This window comes from Thermocrispum municipale DSM 44069 (assembly GCF_000427825.1).
GTDB classification, from domain to species: Bacteria; Actinomycetota; Actinomycetes; order Mycobacteriales; family Pseudonocardiaceae; genus Thermocrispum; species Thermocrispum municipale.
This window is the reverse complement of record NZ_ATYT01000008.1, coordinates 157,528-174,723: the sequence shown is the minus strand read 5'-3', so window position 1 is coordinate 174,723 and position 17,196 is coordinate 157,528. Positions and strand designations below refer to the sequence as shown.

16 protein-coding genes are annotated in these 17,196 nt (G+C 68.5%); 8 read left to right on the top strand and 8 right to left on the bottom strand.

Annotation, left to right across the window (positions count from 1 at the left end):
* The first annotated feature begins 13 nt into the window (after nucleotides 1-13).
* From YWM_RS26855 to YWM_RS0110590, 4 genes are all read left to right on the top strand, one after another.
* Entirely contained in the window at nucleotides 14-1,978 is a 1,965-nt protein-coding gene (locus tag YWM_RS26855) for an extracellular solute-binding protein (protein ID WP_052344762.1), read from the top strand.
* Nucleotides 1,975-2,439, top strand: coding sequence for a (2Fe-2S)-binding protein (locus tag YWM_RS0110600; protein WP_028850703.1), 465 nt, complete (start codon nucleotides 1,975-1,977; stop codon nucleotides 2,437-2,439). The genes YWM_RS26855 and YWM_RS0110600 overlap by 4 nt, the downstream gene beginning before the upstream one ends.
* The gene (locus YWM_RS23100) at nucleotides 2,436-3,158 is read left to right on the top strand and encodes an alpha/beta fold hydrolase (protein WP_245565998.1); all 723 of its coding nucleotides are present in this window, start codon (nucleotides 2,436-2,438) and stop codon (nucleotides 3,156-3,158) included. The genes YWM_RS0110600 and YWM_RS23100 overlap by 4 nt, the downstream gene beginning before the upstream one ends.
* Nucleotides 3,159-3,316: 158 nt before the next feature.
* Nucleotides 3,317-4,081 carry an IclR family transcriptional regulator gene (locus tag YWM_RS0110590; RefSeq protein ID WP_169720978.1) on the top strand — a complete coding sequence of 255 codons (765 nt, stop codon included), beginning with the start codon at nucleotides 3,317-3,319 and terminating at the stop codon, nucleotides 4,079-4,081.
* Nucleotides 4,082-4,271: 190 nt separating this feature from the next.
* Here the strand turns inward: YWM_RS0110590 and menB are convergent, their stop codons facing one another.
* The 6 genes from menB to YWM_RS0110560 all read right to left on the bottom strand — a co-directional run bounded on the left by menB (nucleotide 4,272) and on the right by YWM_RS0110560 (nucleotide 9,523).
* Nucleotides 4,272-5,102 (bottom strand): 1,4-dihydroxy-2-naphthoyl-CoA synthase, encoded by an 831-nt coding sequence (gene menB, locus YWM_RS0110585; protein WP_028850701.1) that lies wholly within the window; start codon nucleotides 5,100-5,102, stop codon nucleotides 4,272-4,274.
* Nucleotides 5,103-5,337: 235 nt separating this feature from the next.
* On the bottom strand, nucleotides 5,338-5,925 hold the full coding sequence (locus tag YWM_RS0110580) for a superoxide dismutase family protein (protein ID WP_052344760.1): 588 nt from the start codon (nucleotides 5,923-5,925) through the stop codon (nucleotides 5,338-5,340).
* A gap of 99 nt (nucleotides 5,926-6,024) precedes the next feature.
* On the bottom strand, nucleotides 6,025-6,483 hold the full coding sequence (locus YWM_RS0110575) for a PaaI family thioesterase (protein ID WP_028850699.1): 459 nt from the start codon (nucleotides 6,481-6,483) through the stop codon (nucleotides 6,025-6,027).
* Nucleotides 6,484-6,528: 45 nt separating this feature from the next.
* Nucleotides 6,529-8,052 (bottom strand): tripartite tricarboxylate transporter permease, encoded by a 1,524-nt coding sequence (locus YWM_RS0110570; protein ID WP_028850698.1) that lies wholly within the window; start codon nucleotides 8,050-8,052, stop codon nucleotides 6,529-6,531.
* Between the two features lie 17 nt (nucleotides 8,053-8,069).
* On the bottom strand, nucleotides 8,070-8,543 hold the full coding sequence (locus tag YWM_RS0110565) for a tripartite tricarboxylate transporter TctB family protein (protein ID WP_156914732.1): 474 nt from the start codon (nucleotides 8,541-8,543) through the stop codon (nucleotides 8,070-8,072).
* Nucleotides 8,544-8,548: 5 nt separating this feature from the next.
* Nucleotides 8,549-9,523: a tripartite tricarboxylate transporter substrate binding protein gene (locus YWM_RS0110560; RefSeq protein ID WP_084612309.1), complete on the bottom strand. Its 975-nt coding sequence runs from the start codon at nucleotides 9,521-9,523 to the stop codon at nucleotides 8,549-8,551.
* Between the two features lie 231 nt (nucleotides 9,524-9,754).
* Here YWM_RS0110560 and YWM_RS0110555 point away from each other — a divergent pair, with 231 nt between their 5' ends.
* From YWM_RS0110555 to YWM_RS23095, 3 genes are read left to right on the top strand one after another with little or no spacing between them, the layout of a single operon-like run.
* Complete coding sequence (locus tag YWM_RS0110555; RefSeq protein WP_052344759.1) at nucleotides 9,755-10,597, top strand: enoyl-CoA hydratase/isomerase family protein; 843 nt, start codon at nucleotides 9,755-9,757, stop codon at nucleotides 10,595-10,597.
* Nucleotides 10,594-11,724 carry a CaiB/BaiF CoA transferase family protein gene (locus YWM_RS0110550; RefSeq protein WP_028850694.1) on the top strand — a complete coding sequence of 377 codons (1,131 nt, stop codon included), beginning with the start codon at nucleotides 10,594-10,596 and terminating at the stop codon, nucleotides 11,722-11,724. The genes YWM_RS0110555 and YWM_RS0110550 overlap by 4 nt, the downstream gene beginning before the upstream one ends.
* Nucleotides 11,725-11,756: 32 nt before the next feature.
* Entirely contained in the window at nucleotides 11,757-12,785 is a 1,029-nt protein-coding gene (locus YWM_RS23095) for a LysR family transcriptional regulator (protein ID WP_052344758.1), read from the top strand.
* On the opposite strand, the gene YWM_RS0110540 is transcribed toward YWM_RS23095, so the two are convergent.
* Nucleotides 12,766-13,095, bottom strand: a complete 330-nt coding sequence (locus YWM_RS0110540; RefSeq protein ID WP_028850693.1) for a cupin domain-containing protein — start codon at nucleotides 13,093-13,095, stop codon at nucleotides 12,766-12,768. The two genes, YWM_RS23095 and YWM_RS0110540, sit on opposite strands and share 20 nt — an antisense overlap.
* A gap of 347 nt (nucleotides 13,096-13,442) precedes the next feature.
* Between YWM_RS0110540 and YWM_RS0110535 the strand changes: the two genes are divergently transcribed.
* Nucleotides 13,443-16,529: a Tn3 family transposase gene (locus tag YWM_RS0110535; protein WP_028850692.1), complete on the top strand. Its 3,087-nt coding sequence runs from the start codon at nucleotides 13,443-13,445 to the stop codon at nucleotides 16,527-16,529.
* An 18-nt stretch (nucleotides 16,530-16,547) separates the two neighbouring features.
* Here the strand turns inward: YWM_RS0110535 and YWM_RS0110530 are convergent, their stop codons facing one another.
* Complete coding sequence (locus YWM_RS0110530) at nucleotides 16,548-17,168, bottom strand: class I SAM-dependent methyltransferase (RefSeq protein ID WP_233520016.1); 621 nt, start codon at nucleotides 17,166-17,168, stop codon at nucleotides 16,548-16,550.
* Nucleotides 17,169-17,196 lie beyond the last annotated feature (28 nt).

Genomic DNA, 17,196 nt, shown 5'->3' with positions numbered 1-17,196 from the left:
CAATATCGTCGTCATGCGGGCCTGGCAACGCTCCGGGATCTCGCCCGAGGCCAGCGCGGTGATGTCGCTCATGACCTCGGGCAGAACCGGCACGTCCCGCCGAACCGTACTCCGTGGCGTGGCGGCCGCGGGAGCGCTCGCGGCGACCGGCGTGTTCACCGGATGCGGCATGCCAGGAACCAGACGGAACCCCGCTGAGTGCCGTGCCCCGGACCGTTCGGACAGCGATCGCCGGCTGGTGGTGTCCAACTGGCCGCTGTACATCGACGTCTCGGAGGAGAACGAGTCGCTGCGCCCTACCCTCGAGCTGTTCAGCAAGCGCAGCGGGATCTCGGTGACGTACCAGGAGGACATCAACGACAACAACGAGTTCTTCGGCAAGGTGCGCAATCAGCTGTCCGCGTGCCAGCCGATCGAGCGCGACATCATCGTGTTGACCGACTGGATGGCCGCGCGACTGGTGCGACTCGGCTGGGTGCAGCCGCTGGACAAGGACAAGTTGCCCAACGTCGCAGCTAACCTGCTCGACACGCTGCGCGACAGACCTTGGGACACCGACAACAAGTACGCGGTGCCGTGGCAGTCCGGGTTGTCCGGGATCGCCTACAACGGCAACGTCACGTCCGAGGTCCGTTCCATGGACGAGCTGCTCACCAGACCCGACCTGCGGGGCAAGGTCACCTGCCTGTCGGAGATGCGCGACACAATGGGGTTGCTGCTGCTCGACCAGGGCTCGGACCCGACGACCTTCACCGAGCAGGAGTTCAACCAGGCGCTCAACAAGCTGCAGGCCGCCGTCGACAGCGGACACATCCGCCGGTTCACCGGCAACGACTACGCGCAGGAACTCGCCAAGGGTGACATCGCGGCCTGCGTGGCCTGGTCGGGCGACGTCATCCAGCTCAATTTCGACGACCCCAAGGTGCGGTTCGTGCCACCGGACGCCGGCGTCATGTTGTGGTCGGACAACATGCAGATCCCCAACGAGGCGACCCACCAGGCCAACGCCGAGAAGTTCATGAACTTCTACTACGAACCCTCCGTCGCCGCCGAGCTGGCCGCCTGGGTCAACTACATCTGCCCGGTCAAAAGCGCACAGGAGGAAATGGACAAGATCGACCCCGAGCTCGCCGAGAATCCGCTGATCTTCCCGGACGAGCTCTGCATGGACCCCGCACGGATCCACGTCGTGCAGGCCGACACCGACGTCACCCCGTACGACACGATCACGGCGGGAAGCCGTTCGACGTACCACACGGGAAACGCCGTCCGCCAAGTCGCCGAAGCGATGCGCGACAAGCTGATCGCCTTGGCCGCCGAGCAGTTCGGTACGTCCGAGGTGACGTTGGACGCCGATGGTCTGCACGCCGGCGAGCAGCACGTGTCGCTACCCGATCTCGTGCGGGCCCGCTTCGGTGCCCGTGGGGCCACGCTCACCACGGAAGCCAACTTCACCACGCAGTGGACGCCCTACGACAAGGAAACCGGGCGGTCGGAGCAGGTCACCGAGCACTGGTTCGCCGGCGCGGTGGGCGCTCAGATCGCCGTCGACACCGCCACCGGGCGGGTGCACATCGAGCACCTCGCGGTCGCCGGGGACGTCGGTAAGGCGATCAATCCCCGGTTGGTCGAGCAGCAGCTCACCGGCGCGGCGATCATGGGTATCGGCCACGCGTTGTTCGATCAGCTGGTCGTCGACCAGGGGCAGCTCACCAACGGCACGCTGCTCGACTACCAGCTGCCGTCGTCGAAGGATCTGCCGGACAAGCTGACTCCGCTCATCGTGGAGAGCCCGCACCGGACCGGGCCGTTCGGCGCCAAGGGCGTCGGCGAAACCGGGATCCTCGCGGTCGCGCCCGCCATCGCCAACGCCGTCCGGGACTCCATCGGTGTACGCATCACCGAACTTCCACTCACGCCGGAAGCCATCGTCACCGCGCTGCAGCAACGCGACTCATCCGAGCAGGAGGACCGATGAGCACCCGAATCAGCCTGACCGTCAACGGCGTCAAGCACGTGCTCGATGTCGCCGACGACGCGTTGCTGCTGGACGTACTGCGTGAACAGGTCGGCACCACCAGCGTCCGCGAGGGCTGCGGGGTCGGTGCCTGCGGCGCCTGCACGGTGCTGGCCGACGGCAAGGGCATCTCGTCGTGCCTGGCGTTGGCGGTGCGGTACGACGGGGCGGACCTCACCACGGCCGAAGGGCTCGACGACAATGACGAGGTCGTCTCCTCGTTCGTCGAGTGCGGGGCGGCGCAGTGCGGCTATTGCATCCCCGGCATGGTCGTCATGACCAAGGAACTGCTGGCGCAGAATCCGCGCCCGAGCGCCGAACAGATCACCGAGCACCTCGCGGGCAATCTGTGCCGATGTGGCACGTACCCGGAGATCTTGCAGGCGGCGACCACCGCCGCCTCCCGGAGGGCGGCACAGTGAAGTACTTGCTGCTGCATTCGTTGGCGATGTCCGGACGGCTGTGGGACCCGCTGGTGGCCAAGCTGGACGGGGACACGGTGGCGATGGACGCGCGCGGGCACGGCGATGCGCCGTGGGACGGCGACCCGTTCACCATCGAGGATCTCGCCGAGGACGCCGCCGCACTGATCGAGGAGCGGGCGGACGGGCCGGTCGCGGTTGCCGGGATGTCCATGGGTGGTTGTGTCGCCATCGCGCTCGCCGGCCGCCGCCCCGAGCTGGTGAATCGTCTCGTGCTCGCCGACACCACCGCGAACTACGGCCCGAACCGCGTCCAGGCCTGGTCCGAGCGCGCGGACAACGCGGTCACCAAGCCGCGCGAGGAACAGTTGTCGTTCCAGATCGACCGCTGGTTCACGCCGGAATTCGCCGAGCGGCATCCCGACGAAGTACGCCGCGTCTGCGACCTGTTCCTGGCCACCGACTCCCAGGCACACGCCCAGGCATGCCGTGCTCTCGGCGCGTTCGACGGCCTGGATCTGCTGCCGCGGATCACTGCGGCAACGCTGGTCGTCGTCGGCGAGCAGGACTACGCCACGCCGCCGGACATGGCCCGCACGCTGGCCGAAGGCATCCCGGACGCCCAGCTGCGGATCGTCCCCCGCGCCCGGCACTTCAGCTTGTTCGAGGCGGCAGGAGAGCTCGATGTCGTTGCCGCCCACCTCTCCGGCGAGCGGTGACCCGGCGTTCCCCGAGCGGGTGACTGGTGCGCCGATGGCACCGACGTTCCGTGGGGGTTTGCGTACTCCCTGCTCACGTCGGTGGCACAGTGGGAAGAGATACTTGCATCCCAACGATCGAGTGAGGGGGCGACCGGGTGGCAAATGATGTGCCGGCGGTGTCATCCGCGGTGCGAATCATCGAACGACTGGCCGCGGAATGGCCAACCCCCGTCGCACCGAAGACGCTCGTCGCGGAACTGGGGTTGAACCGCAGCACCTGCTACAACATCCTGGCGACCCTGCAGCGGTCCGGCTGGGTCACCTCCGCGGGCGACCGGGCAGGATGGACCCTCGGCCCGAAGCTGCTGACGATCACCGGTGTCACCGACGACATGACCGCGGCGATCGCGCAGCAGGAGATCGACGAGCTGGCGCGCAGGCTGGGCTTCGTGGTGTTCGTCGCCGAGCCCGACGGCTCGGGTGGCTACGTGGTCACGGTCAAGGCCGAGCGGCAGATGGGCGTACGGGTCACCGTCGGCGTCGGCGAGGACTTCCCGTTCAGCGCTCCGGCGATCATGCAGGCGTACCTGGCATGGCAATCCCCCGAGCGAGTCGACGAACTCGTCGACCGGCACGGGCTCAAGCAGTTCACCAAGTACACCGTCACCGACCGCGACGAGCTGCACAAGGTGCTCGCCGCGGTGCGCGAGCGCGGCTACTCCACCAGCATCCAGCAGTACGACATGGCGCAAAGCGGTGTCGCCGCACCGATCTTCGACCGTCGAGGTCAGGTCTCGCGTGTGGTGTGCTCACTGGCGTTCTTCACCGAGCTGCACTCGGACAACGTCACCAGGATCGGCAGCCTGGTCCGCGACTGCGCCGATCGCATCACCGCGCGAACCGGCGGCCGGCACCCGTCCCCGAGCGAAGTCGAGGCCTAGCGCCGGCCCGGTTTCCCCACCTGATCTCCACGGACGCGGCGATACCCCGCCGCCACCCGTCACCAGTCCGGTTGGAGGCGGCACGCCCGTACGCCACCCGTCACCCGTCACCCGTCCGATCGGCGGCGGCACGCCCGTGCGCCGGACGCCGCCCACCACCAGACCCGGTTGGCGACGGGAGTTCACCCGGTCACGGGCGCCGCGGAAACTTCGTGAAGTCCGGCTTGCGCTTGGCCTTGAACGCCTCGCGGCCTTCCTTGGCCTCGTCGGTGCCGTAGAACAGCAGGTTGGCCTCGTGCGCCAGTTGCTGGACCCCGGCGTAGCCGTCCTCGTGCGCGTGGAAGCTCATCTTCGACATGCGCAGCGCCCACGGCGACATGGCCAGCATCTCCCGGCACCAGCGCAGCGTCTCCTCCTCCAGCTGCTCCAGCGGCACCACGGTGTTGATCAGACCCATCTGTAGTGCCTGCTGGGCGTCGTACTGCCTGCACAGGAACCAGATCTCCTTGGCCTTCTTCGGGCCGACCAGGTCGGACAGCACGCTCGCGCCGTAGCCGCCGTCGAACGAGCCGACCTTGGGCCCGACCTGCCCGAACCTGGCGTTGTCCGCCGCGATCGTCAGGTCGCAGACCAAGTGCAGCACGTGGCCGCCGCCGATGGCCCACCCGGCGACCATCGCCACGATCGGCTTCGGGCACCGGCGCATCGCGACATGCAGATCGGTCACGTGGAAGCGCCCGGTCGCGTTCTCGTCCAGCTTGTAGCCGCTGTCACCGCGAACCCGCTGGTCACCACCGGAGCAGAACGCCCGCGTGCCGGCCCCGGTGAGGATGATGACCCCGATCGACTCGTCCTCCCTGGCGAGCATGAGCGCCCGGTCGATCTCGATCAGGGTCTGCGGACGGAACGCGTTGTGCACCTCGGGACGGTTGATGGTGATCTTGGCGATTCCGTCGTCGGTGGTCTCGTAGCGGATGTCCTCCCACTCGCCGTGAGAGCGCCACGTGGTCTGCTCGGTCATGCCCCGATCATCGTCTGTTCGGGTTTCGCCGCGGCAGGGCCCCAGGCTGACGGTGTCGCGGGTCGCGCAGCAGCGGCCTGGATTCACCGCACAAGGCGTCCACCTTGGGCGTGGAAGGGCCGCGGCCGGGCGAGCCTCCCGGGCGTCATGGGGCGGGGCACCCGGCAGCCTGATTCGTCGCGGCCGGGCACTCGCCGCCCGACGTCCCTGTGGCCGGACTGTGCCGGGCCGCAGCTCACTCCTCGGCGAGCGTGATGCAGGCGAGCCGGTCCCCCGCCTTGCCCGCTTCGCCCTTCTCGGTGTGCGTGCCGTGCTCGTGAATCACCACCGCGCCAGGTCGTCGGTCTCGCAGGTCGAACGTCACCGTGGACTCCGCCTTCCCGTTACCGGACGAATCGGTGGTGAAGTCCAGCCAGATCTCGTTCTTCGGGTTGGCGTACGTCGGGTCGACCGACGGCTCCTTCGGGTCCTTCTTGTGCTGGAAGTGCGGACCCGCGTCGTCACCCGTCTCACCGCACTTGTTCACGTGGACGTGCGCGCCGTACTCACGGTCCGGAACCAGGCCGGAGACCTCGAGCTTGGTGGTCACTCCGGACTTCTCCGCCGTCAACGTCACCGTTGCCTGCGCACCGGAGGGCACCAGCTTCTTGTCGTAGCGGATCGCTGTCGCGTCGGCCTGGTAGTCCGCCAACGTGCCCTGGCCGCGCAACGTGATCTTGCCGGAGTCGGAGGCCTGCGCTTGGTCGTCCGGGGATTCCTCACCGCATGCGGTCAACGCCGTCAGCAATGCGGCACCCGCGAGAACTGCACTGATCTTCTTCACGCTGGCGTTCTACCCGACGGCGGATCCGCTTCTCCATCGCCGACGCGACCAGTTGACCCTTTCCAGCTGGGTAACAACCCCATCGGGCGAACGGGGGCCTCACCGTGGTTCGGCCCGCGCTCCTTTGGAGACCGCTGCGATCGTTCCCTGGGCCACGGCGACGAGCCGTTCCTCGGGATCCGCGGCGCCTTGGTCCAACCGCGAGTAGATCTCGCACCGGCACACCGCCTGGCGGCGGGTGGAGACCGCGGCTTCCGCCTTGGCGACCAGGTAGTGACCGGTGGCGGGCTTGGCGTAGTTGATCTTGTATTCGACGGTCAACGCGTCGCTCTGCAAAGCGAGCCCGCCCGCGAACGTCAGCGCGTTGTCGGCCAGGAAGCTCACGACTCCCCCGTGGGCGAAGCCGTGCTGCTGCTTGAGTTCCGGTCGCACCGGTAGCCCGATGGTGGCGCGGCCCGGCCCGGCGTCGATGAGTTCGGCGCCGAGGAACTTGGTGAAGGGTTGGGCTTCGAAGACGGATCGAGCGAGCCGCCACAGCTGGTCCGCGGTCATGGTCATGTACCCATAGTGGCCGAATCCGCGCCCGTGGTGATCACTTTTTTTCTATTTCGGATTCGAGGCGGACGGCGCCGGTTCGTCGGTACGCGCCTGTTTGCGCACGACGGCGGCCCGTCGCACGGAGAGGATCACTGCGACGAGGATGGCGCCGAGGATCACCATGGCCACCGGCCGGCCGAGCAGGTAGCCGGGGTTGCCGTCGGACAGCGCGAGTGTCTGCCGCAGCGAGGACTCGAGCGTCGGCTGCAGCACGACGGCGAGTACGAACGGCGCCATGCTGAACCCGGAGCGGCGCAGCACGAAGCCGAGCAAGCTGGCCACGAGCATCACCACGACGTCGACCATGGAGTTGTTCTCCGCGTACACGCCGACGATGCACAGGCCGATGACGAACGGCATCAGCGCCTGGGGCGGGATGGCCAGCAGCCGGGTGAACAAGCCGACCAGCGGCAGGTTGAGCACCAACAGCATGAAGTTGGCGATGTACATCGCGGCGATGACCGTCCAGAACATCTCCGGCTGGTCGTCGACGAACGTCGGTCCCGGCACCACGCCGTTGAGCAGCAGCGCGGCCAGCACCAGTGCCATGGTCGGCGCGAACGGGATGCCCAGTACCAGCAGCGGCACGAAGGCCGCCCCGGCCGCGGCGTTGTTCGCCGCCTCCGGACCCGCCACACCAGCGATGGCTCCCGAGCCGAACTTCTCCGGCCGACGGGAGATCTTCCGCTCGGTGACGTAGGAGGCGAAGGTCGACAGCACGGCCGCGGGCCCGGGCACGAGCCCGAGCAAGAACCCGAGGCCGGATCCGCGCAGCGCGGCCGGAGTCGCCTCGCGCGCTTCCTGCTTCGACGGCAGCAACTCACGCAGCCGGGGCGCCTTCACCGCGGGTGGCCGCCACTTGCGACCGGCCAACGTCAACGCTTCGGCGACCCCGAACACGCCCATCACCAGCGCGATGAAGCTGAAGCCCTCGGCCAGCGCGTCCGAGCCGAACGTGAAACGCAGGTCTCCCCTGGACGGATCGATACCGACGGTCGCGATCGCCAGACCGGCGCAGATCATCACGATCGACTTAGCCGTGGACCCGCTCGACAGCGCCGCCAGCAATCCGAGTCCGGCGATGCACAAGGCCAGGTACTCCGGCGGGCCGAGTTCGACCGCCAGCCCGCTCAGCCACGGGGCGAACATCATCAGACCGAAGATCGCGATCGTGCCCGCGACGAACGACGACACCGCGGCGATGGTCAGTGCGGGCCCGGATCTGCCGCGTTTGGTCATCTCGTAGCCGTCGAGCGCGGTCACCACGGAGCTCGCCTCGCCCGGCACGTTCAGCAAGATCGAGGTCGTCGACCCTCCGTAGGTCGAACCGAAATAGATGCCCGCGAACAAGATCAGCGAGCCGGTGGGCCCGAGCTGCGTCGTCACGCCCAGCAGCACCGACATCGCGCCGATCGGCCCGATGCCCGGGAGCACGCCGACCAACGTGCCCAGCACGACGCCGATCACCGCAAGCATCAAGAACGTGGGATTCGCGAACGCGGCGAAGCCGGCACCGAGATCGTCCAGCACGCGCGGCCCTCCTTACCTCACACCAGCCCGAGCGTGCCCGCGGGCAACGGCACCCACAGCCACCACACGAAGATCAACCAGGTCGCGGCACCGAACCCGATGCCGAGCAGTACAGCACTGCTCCACCGCCGCAGGCCCATGATCTTGCCGATCAGCACCAGTGACACCGACAGCGTCACGATCATTCCGACGGTGACGCCGAGCAGCGGGACGAGCATGGCCGCAGCCAGCACGCCGACGACGCGCCACCAGTGGACGCTGTCGTCCGTCTCGTCGTCCGGTTCGGCCACCGGCGCCGGGCGTCGGACGACGACCCAGGCACTGGAGATCACCAGGACGACCGCCACGATCAGCGGGAAGAAGCCCGACCCGGTGTCGGCGAGGGTTCCGACGCCTTCCTGCACCGCGAGCACTCCGTAGCAGAGCCCGAGAAGCAACAGGACTGCCGCCGTGACGGTGTCGCCGTCGAACCGCTCGCGAAGCCGGTCCATCGCGCTCACCCCACCGACTTGAGGATGTCCGCCGCTTCCGCCGACTTGTCGGTCAGCCGGGACTTGGCCGTCGCGCCGTCCTGCCCGCTGACGACCAAGCCGAGCTTGCGCGAGGCAGCGGTGAACTTGTCGCTCTTGACGGCCTTCGTCAGCGTGTCGGTCAGCTTCTTCTGGATCGCCTTGGGCAGGTCGGGCGGCGCGATCACCACGTTGTAGGCCTCCCACTCCAAGTCGACGTCCTGCTCGGTGAACGTGGGGACGTCCTTGGCGATGTCGATCGGCTCGGCGGAGGCGATACCGAGCGCGCGGACCTTACCGGCCCTCAGCTGCGCGACCGCGCCGGCCAGCTGCATGACGCCGACGTCGATGTTGTTGCCGAGCAGAGCGGTGACCGTCGCCTGGTCGCCGTCGAACTTGACGTGCTTGAACTGGGTGCCGGTGAGCTGCTCGAACTTCTTCGCCGGAATGCTGTAGTTGAGCGGTCCGTCGCCCATGGTCAACGTCTTCGGCTTGGCCTTGGCCGCCTGCACCAGGTCGTCGATGCTCCGGTACGGAGAATCGGCGGGCACCACGAACATCACCGGGGACGTGGTCACCTCGCCGAGCACGGTGGCCGCATCAGGGTCGTAGGAGACCTCTTCGGCGTGCGGCAGCAGCGTGAGCGGGCCGTCCGGGACCAGTCCGATCGTGTAACCGTCCGGCTTGGCGTTGAGCGTGGCCGTGGTTCCGACCGAACCGCCACCGCCTTCGCGGTTGACGACCTGGATGCGCTTGCCGAACGTGCCGTCGCTGTTGATCACGTCGGCCAACGCCTGCGCGGTGGTGTCGATCGCGCTCCCGGCCGGGTACGGCACGATGAGCTGCACATCTCTGGCCGGGTACTCCCCCTCGTTGGCCGGCCGGTCACAGGAGGTCGCGAGCAGCGCGGCCGCGGCAAGGACTACGGCGAACCCACGCCGTCGGATCTGCGATACAGCCATGTGATCTCTCCGATCTCGAGGTGCCTAACAGTCCACAACGGCGGCAATCAGGACGTCAAAGACCGGAAATAACTCGGATTCATTGGCACAGCCTATGGATCATGCCGCGACCGAGAGGCGATCGTTCATGGAGTGGGACGGCACCTCGTCCGGCGATTCATTGCTTCCGTCAATGAGTAGCCGTTGTTTTTCGTCTTTGACGCACTAGAAGCCCGCCTCGACGATGAGGGCATGGCTCCAGACCCCTCCCTCGGCGCACCGGTCGGCTCGGGCACGGTGTGCTTGGACGTCGCCGACGGTGTCGGCACCATCACGCTGAACCGGCCGCAGCGACGCAACGCGATGTCCTGGCACCTGCTGCAGGATCTGCGGACCGCACTCGACCTTGCCGAGGCCGACGACGCGGTGCGTGTCGTCGTGTTGACGGGAGCGGGTTCGGACTTCTGCGTCGGCGCCGACCTGGCACGCGTCGGTTCGTCGGATCCTCGCGATCACGACAGCCGGACCCTGCGCGGCCGATCGCTGCAGGACGACCGCGACCGGTTGACCCAGGCTTCCGCCATCGCCGAGCGGCTCGTGACGTTTCCCCTGGTCACCGTGGCCGCCATCAACGGTGCCTGCGCCGGGGCGGGACTGTCGCTCGCGCTGGCGACCGACATCCGTGTCGCCGCCGACCGCGCCGTGTTCAACACCGCATTCGTCAGCGCCGGAGTGTCCGGCGATCTCGGCAGCGCCTGGCTGCTGACCAGGGCGGTCGGGAACGCGCGGGCGAGCTCGCTGATCCTGGATCCGGTCAAGCTCGATGCCGGTCGCGCGCTCGAGCTCGGCCTGGTCACCGAGGTGACCGCCGACCTGGCGGGCAGGATCGGCGCATTGACCGCCAAACTGGCCAAACAACCGCTGCTGGCGATGCAGCACGCCAAACGCAATCTCGCTGACGCCGTAGTGTCGAGCCTGCCCGATTACCTACGGCGTGAGGTGCCACGCATGGTCGAGACCGCACGCAGCGGTGACGCCCGAGCGGCCGCCCAGGCGTTCGTCAACCGCAGGGCTCACCAAGGAGTTCAGGCATGACCGAACCTCTGGCCGGGATCACGGTCGTCGAGTTCGGCCACTACATCGCGGCGCCGGCGGCCACCCAGTTGCTGCTCGACCTGGGCGCCGAGGTCATCAAGGTCGAGCCACCCCAGGGCGATCAGGCGCGCTCCATCGGCGCCTACGGCGAGGGCATCGTGCTCGCGTTCAACCGGGGCAAGAAATCGGTGGTCCTGGATCTGCGCGAGGAGCGCGACCGACGCATCGCCCGCGATCTGGTCGGTCGAGCCGACGTGCTGGTGCAGAACCTCCGGCCGGGGACGATGGAGCGCTTCGGCCTCGGCCCGGAGGAGCTGACCGCCGCCCACCCCCAGCTGATCTACGTGTCGGTGAGCGGGTTCGGGCGGGGAACACCGTCGGCCGCGCGCCCCGGGCTGGACATCGTGGCGCAGGCCGAGAGCGGCTTGATGTCGATCAACGGCGAGCAGGGCGGGGATCCGCTGCGCGTCGGTTTCCCCATCGCCGACGCCGCCGCGAGCTACGCGGTCGTGCAGGCCGTGCTCGCTGCGCTCTTCCGGCGCGAGCGCACCGGAGAAGGCGGCGTCGTCGACGTCTCACTCCTGCAGGCCATGGTGCACATGCAGGCCGCCATGTGGGGCGAATGGCACGCCGCGGGCAAGCAACCGCTCCGCAAAGGCAACGGTCAAGCCACCGTGGCCCCGGCGGCCGATGTCTTCCACACGGCCGACGGCGCGATCGTGCTGTCCGCCTACACACCGGAGCACTTCGGCCGGCTGTGCCGGTTCCTCGGCAAGGAGTGGATGGTCTCCGACGAACGGTTCGCCGACAACCCCAGCCGGGTCGCGCACCGTCCCGCGCTGCTCGCCGAGATCGCCGAGGTGATCGGCACTTACCGCACCGACGAGTGCCTGGCGGCGTTGGCGGACAACGGCATCGTCGCCGCCGCCGTCCGCACCTACGAAGAGGTCGCCGAAGCCGGCGATGTCGCCGCGGGCGGCATCCTCACCACCGGCGTGAGCCCCGATGGCGAGAAGTACCGGGTGCCGTCGATGCCGTTCACGCTCGACGGCGTCGCTCCCCCGCCCGGCCGGGCTGTCCCCGCGCTCGGCGCGCACACCGACGACATCGCCGGGCGCGAGCCTTGACCGACCACCCCCGCCGCCCGTTGGATCGCGCCATGGACGTTCGCGAGCTGGAGTGCTTCCTTGCGGTGGTGGACCACGGCAGCATCACGAAGGCCGCGGCGTCGCTGTACCTCGCCCAGCCGTCGTTGTCCCAGGTCATCCGCCGCTTGGAGGACGAGCTGGGCGTCGAGCTGTTCCGCCGCGTCGGCCGCGGACTGGTGCTGACCGCGGCCGGTGAGGCGCTGGTCGGGCCTGCACGTCAGGTGCTGCGCGATTTGCACCATGCCAGGCACGTGGCTGCCGAGTACCGCGGGCTGGAACGGGGACGGATCGACATTGCGATCTCGGCCTCGCTCACCTCGGACTTCCTGGCCGCGTGGGTCGGCCACTTCCGTCGGCTGCACCCCGGCGTCACCGTCCGGCTGACCCAGCACAAGGGCACCATCGACGACATCGTCGCGCTGATCAGGTCCGGTGAGGCCGAGCTTGCCTACACACTCACCCCGGTGTCGCGGCAAGGCATCGACTGCATGCACGTCGGCGACGGCGAGATCGTGTTGGCGTTGCCACCCGCGTGGCAGACCGACCTGCCCGATCCGGTGCCGGTGGCCATGCTCGACGGGTTGCCGATGGTGATCGACCGGGCCTTCGGCCGCTCCTACCTCGAAGCGATCCGCGACAGTAGCGGCGTCGAGCCCGCGGTGGTCGTCGACGTCGAGGAATCCGCCGCTTTGGTCGCGCTCATCGCCGCGGGTGCCGGCGCAGCCTTCTTGCCGATGCGCCAAGCCCTGGACGCCTGGCGACGCGGCGCCCAGTTGCGGACGATCTCGCCGCAGACCTTCCGGTCCATCTACGCGGTCAAGTCCAGCTCCCCGTTGTCCGGTCCGGCGCGCAAGTTCCTCGAGCTCAGCCAGGCCAACCTCGACCGGTGGCGGGACGCACTGGCTCGGCGCACCGAGAAGGGAATGACCTTGCTGGAAGCCGCGGTGGACGCGGAGAAGTCGATCGAGGCCGCCTATCGGCGTCTCGCCGAGCAACGGGTGCGACCGGACGCCGATTCGGTCAGCGAAGCGCCACGGTGAGCAGCGCCGCGACATCGGTCAGCGCGTCCAGGCCATGCCGCTGCGGCGGGATCGCAACCAGCTCCCCCGCACTCAGCGTCCACTCTTCCGACGCGGTGTGCAGGCGGGCGCGTCCGGCAAGAATCTGCAGCGTCGCGGCGGGCGGCGAGTCGTGCTCGGCCATGTGGGCGCCTTCCCGCAGCGCGATGACCGTGGCCCGTTGCCCGCTGCCGGTCACGATGGTGCGGGCGGCGCGCCCGGCGTGACTCTCGGCTGCTTCGGCCAACAGTGTGTCCGCGAGCTGCTCGAGGTTGACCGTGTGCGCGCTCATCGACAGCACTCCGTCCTTCTGCCCTGCCGCGATACCACCAGGCTACTCGGCGTCGGCGCGGCCGAGGAAGCCTCGAATGCGGCCAGGCACGCACGGCGGCTTCGCCGACCACGAAGTCCGCACGGCGGGCACCCGGCGTACCCGAAACCGTCACGCGCTCGACCACCGTGCCCCTCTTGGCCGGCGTCCGTGCCGCAGCACGATATGGGGCGTGAGGAACATCGGAACGGAAACTGGCGCTAAGCCTCCAATGCCCCGATCCGCTCGTTGACGGCCTTGATCGTTTTGCTGAAGCTTCGCTGCGGTTCCGCCGCAGTGGGTGGATGTAGATCTGAAAGGCCAGTGAGTTGCCAGTTGAGTTCCTGTCCGATGAGCAGGCTGCGGCCTACGGCCGGTTGCCCGAGGTGTTGTCGCGGGCAGAGTTGGAGCGGTTCTTTTTCCTCGACGACGTCGACCGGGGCCTGGTGGAGGCCAAGCGGCGCGATTACAACAAGCTCGGGTTCGCGCTCCAGCTCGTGACGGTGCGCAACGTCGGGGCGTTCCTCGATGACCCGCTGGACGTGCCGGTCGAGCTGGTCGACTATCTCGCCGAGCAGCTCGGAATCGTGGACTCGTCGTGCGTGAAGTCCTACGGCGAGCGGGAGAAGACCCGCTTCGAGCACGTCTGGGAGCTGCGCCAGGCCGGTGGCTGGCACGAGTTTTCGGTGGTGGAGAACGAGCTCGGCGAGTGGATCGAGGCCCGCGCCTGGACCACCGGAGACGGGCCGAAGGCGCTGTTCGACGTCGCGGTCTCATGGCTGCGAGAGCGCAAGGTGCTGCTGCCAGGCGTGACCCGGCTGGTCCGGCTGGTCGCCGCCCGGCGAGAGGCGGCGAACCGGCGGTTGTGGGAGACGCTGTGTGATCTGCTTGACGACGAGCAGCGCGCCGCGCTGGATGGGTTGTTGGAGGTGCCGGAGGGGCACCGGAATTCGCGGTTGGACACGCTGCGGCGGCCGCCGGTGCGGGTGTCGGGTCCGGCGATGGTCGATGCCCTTCAGCGCGCGTCGGAGATCCTCGGGTTGGGGTTCGTCGAGGTGGACACTGAGGTGGTGCCGCCGCGCCGGTTGGCGGAGTTGTCGCGGTATGGGGTGCAGGGCAAGACCAGTTCGCTGCGTCGTCACGGTGATTCCCGGCGGGCGGCGACGCTGTTGGCCACGGTGGTCTACCTGCAAACTCGGGCAGTCGATGACGCCCTGGATCTGCTGGATGTGCTGATCGCCTCGAAGCTGCTGGCGCGGGCGGAGCGGGAATCGGCCAAGGAGAAGCTGCGCACCCTGCCCAAGCTGGGCAAGGCGTCGGCGAAGCTTGCGGCCGCGCTGGGGGTGTTGCTGGAGGTGACCGGCGCGCACGATGGCCTGGCCGAGCAGGCCGCCGACGACGGCGACACCATCGAGCCGGTCAGTTTGGCGCAGGTGTGGGCCGAGATCGAGGCCGTGGTGCCCCGCGCCGAGCTGGCCGAGGCTCTGGTCGCGGTGGTGGAGCTCGCGGGGCCGCTGGACTCGGATGCGGATGAGGCGTGGCGGGCGGAGTTGGTGAAGCGGTTCGTCACGGTGCGGCCGTTCCTGCCGTTGTTGTGTGAGGTGATCCGCTTCGGCGCCGCGCCCGAAGGGCGTCAGGTGCTGGCGGCGTTGCGGGATCTGCCTCGGTTGTGGGGCGGCGGCCGCAACAAGGTCGCCCGCTCCGAGATCGACGAGCAGCTGCTGATCGGCTCGTGGCGCAGGTTGGTGCTGCACGCCCCGGAGCTGGAGCCAGGGACGATCGATTGGCGGGCTTACACCTTCTGTGTGCTGGAGCAGTTCCACCGCTGTTTGCGGCGTCGGGACATCTTCGCGGTCAACTCCAGTAAGTGGGGCGACCCGCGCGCCAAGCTCCTCGCCGGCAGTGCGTGGACCACCGCGAAGCCGGTGGTGCTGTCCAGTCTCGGACTGCCACCCGACCCGAACGAGCACCTCGACGAGTGCGCCGAGCTGTTGGACGCCACCTTCCGCGAAGTCACAGCGGGACTGCCGGAGAACACCGCGGTGCGCTTCGACGAGGACGGCCGCCTGCACCTCTCAGCGCTGCCAGCGGAGGCGGAGCCGCCGAGCCTGGCCAACCTGCGGGCGCTGACCAACCGGATGCTGCCCCGCGTCGACCTTCCGGAGGTGTTGCTGGAGGTCTTCTCCTGGACCGGCGCCGACCAGGCGTTCACCTCGATCACCGGCGGCGAAGCCCGCCTGGCCGACCTGCACATCACCATCGCCGCGCTACTGGTGTCCGAGTCCTGCAACATCGGCTGGACTCCAGTGATCAAGCACAGCGTGCCGGCGTTGACGCGGGATCGTCTGGCGCACGTGGACGCGACCTACCTGCGGATGGACACCCTCAAAGCCGCCAACACCTTCCTGATCGAGCACCAGGCCCGCATCGGCCTTGCTCAGGTGTGGGGCGGCGGGCACGTGGCCAGTGTCGACGGGATGCGGTTCGTCGTGCCGGTGCAGACCATCAATGCCCGCCACAACCCGCACTACTGGGGCCAGAAACGGGGCGCGACCTGGCTGAACATGGTCAACGATCAGGCCGCCGGGCTCGCCGGGAAGGTCGTGGCGGGCACCCCACGCGACTCCCTGCACGTGCTGGACGTGCTGTATGACCGCGACGGCGGGCAGAAACCGCAGATGATCGTCACTGACACCGCCTCCTACTCCGACATCGTCTTCGGGCTGCTCACTCTCGCCGGGTACACCTACGCCCCGCAGTTGGCCGACCTGCCCGATCAGAAGCTGTGGCGCATCGACACCCGCGCCGACTACGGGCCCTTCACCACAGCGGCTCGCGGCCGCATTGATCTCGACCGGATCCGGCGGCACTGGGAGGACATCCTGCGCGTGGTCGCCTCGATCCACACCGGTGCCGTCCGCGCTCACGACGTGATCCGGATGCTGTCCCGCGACGGCCACCCCACCCCGTTGGGTGAGGCGATCGCGCACTACGGCCGGATCCACAAGACGCTGCACGTGCTGCGGATGGTCGACGACACCGGCTACCGCCGCGACATCAAAGCCCAGGCCAACCTCCAGGAAGGCCGCCACGCCTTGGCCCGGCGGATCTTCCACGGCCAGCGCGGCGAACTACGCCAGCGCTACTACGAAGGCATGGAAGACCAACTCGGCGCCCTGGGCCTCGTCCTCAACGCGATCGTGCTGTTCACCACCCGCTACCTGGATGCCGCCATCACCGAACTCCGTGCCGGCGGCTACGAAGTCCACGACGAAGACGCGGCCCGGCTCTCGCCGTTCGTACGCCACCACATCAACATGCTCGGCCGGTATTCGTTCCTGCTCCCCGCCGATCTGGCCCAGGGCCTGCGGCCGCTGCGTGATCCGTCCGAGCCCGACGAGGACAACGAACGGTGACACCCCGCTCGGGGTGGCTTAGGGCCGGTAGGTGGCCACCCCGAGCACGTACCGGCCGCGGCGGCGGGTCAGGTACTGCTGGTCGACGACGAGATGGTGGCGTGCCAGCTCGGAGAGGAATTCCTCGGCGGTGAAGCGGTTCTCGGCCGGGTGGTCGAACAGCAGCCGGTAGGTAGGGGTGGCCAGGGCCAGGGCGGTGACTTCGTCGAAGTAGAACCGCCCGCCCGGGGTGAGGACGCGGGCGATCTCGGCCAGGGCGTCGGGCCAATGGGGGATGTGGTGGATGATCGCGAAGTCGAACACCGCGTCGTAGCGGGAGAGGGGCTCGCCCAGCGTGGTGTGCAGGTCGGTGGCGCTGCCCTGGGCGAGGCGGACCCGCTGGCCGTAGCGGCGGGTCAGGCGCCGCCGGGCCCGGGTGATCATCGCGGGGTCCAGGTCGATCGCGTCGACGTGGCCGGCGCCGAAACGGTCCAGGATCAGCTGGGTGCCGTAGCCCGGCCCGCAGCCCAGCTCCAGCACCCGCGCCCCGGGTGGCAGCGGCCCGCCGAGCCGGCGCATCCACGGCACCTCGTAGTAGCGCTGCAACCACCGCCGGGGCGGGGAGTTGACCAGCGCGGTCTCGACCCGGTTCATCAACATCACAACACCTCGATTGCATCGTCCCATC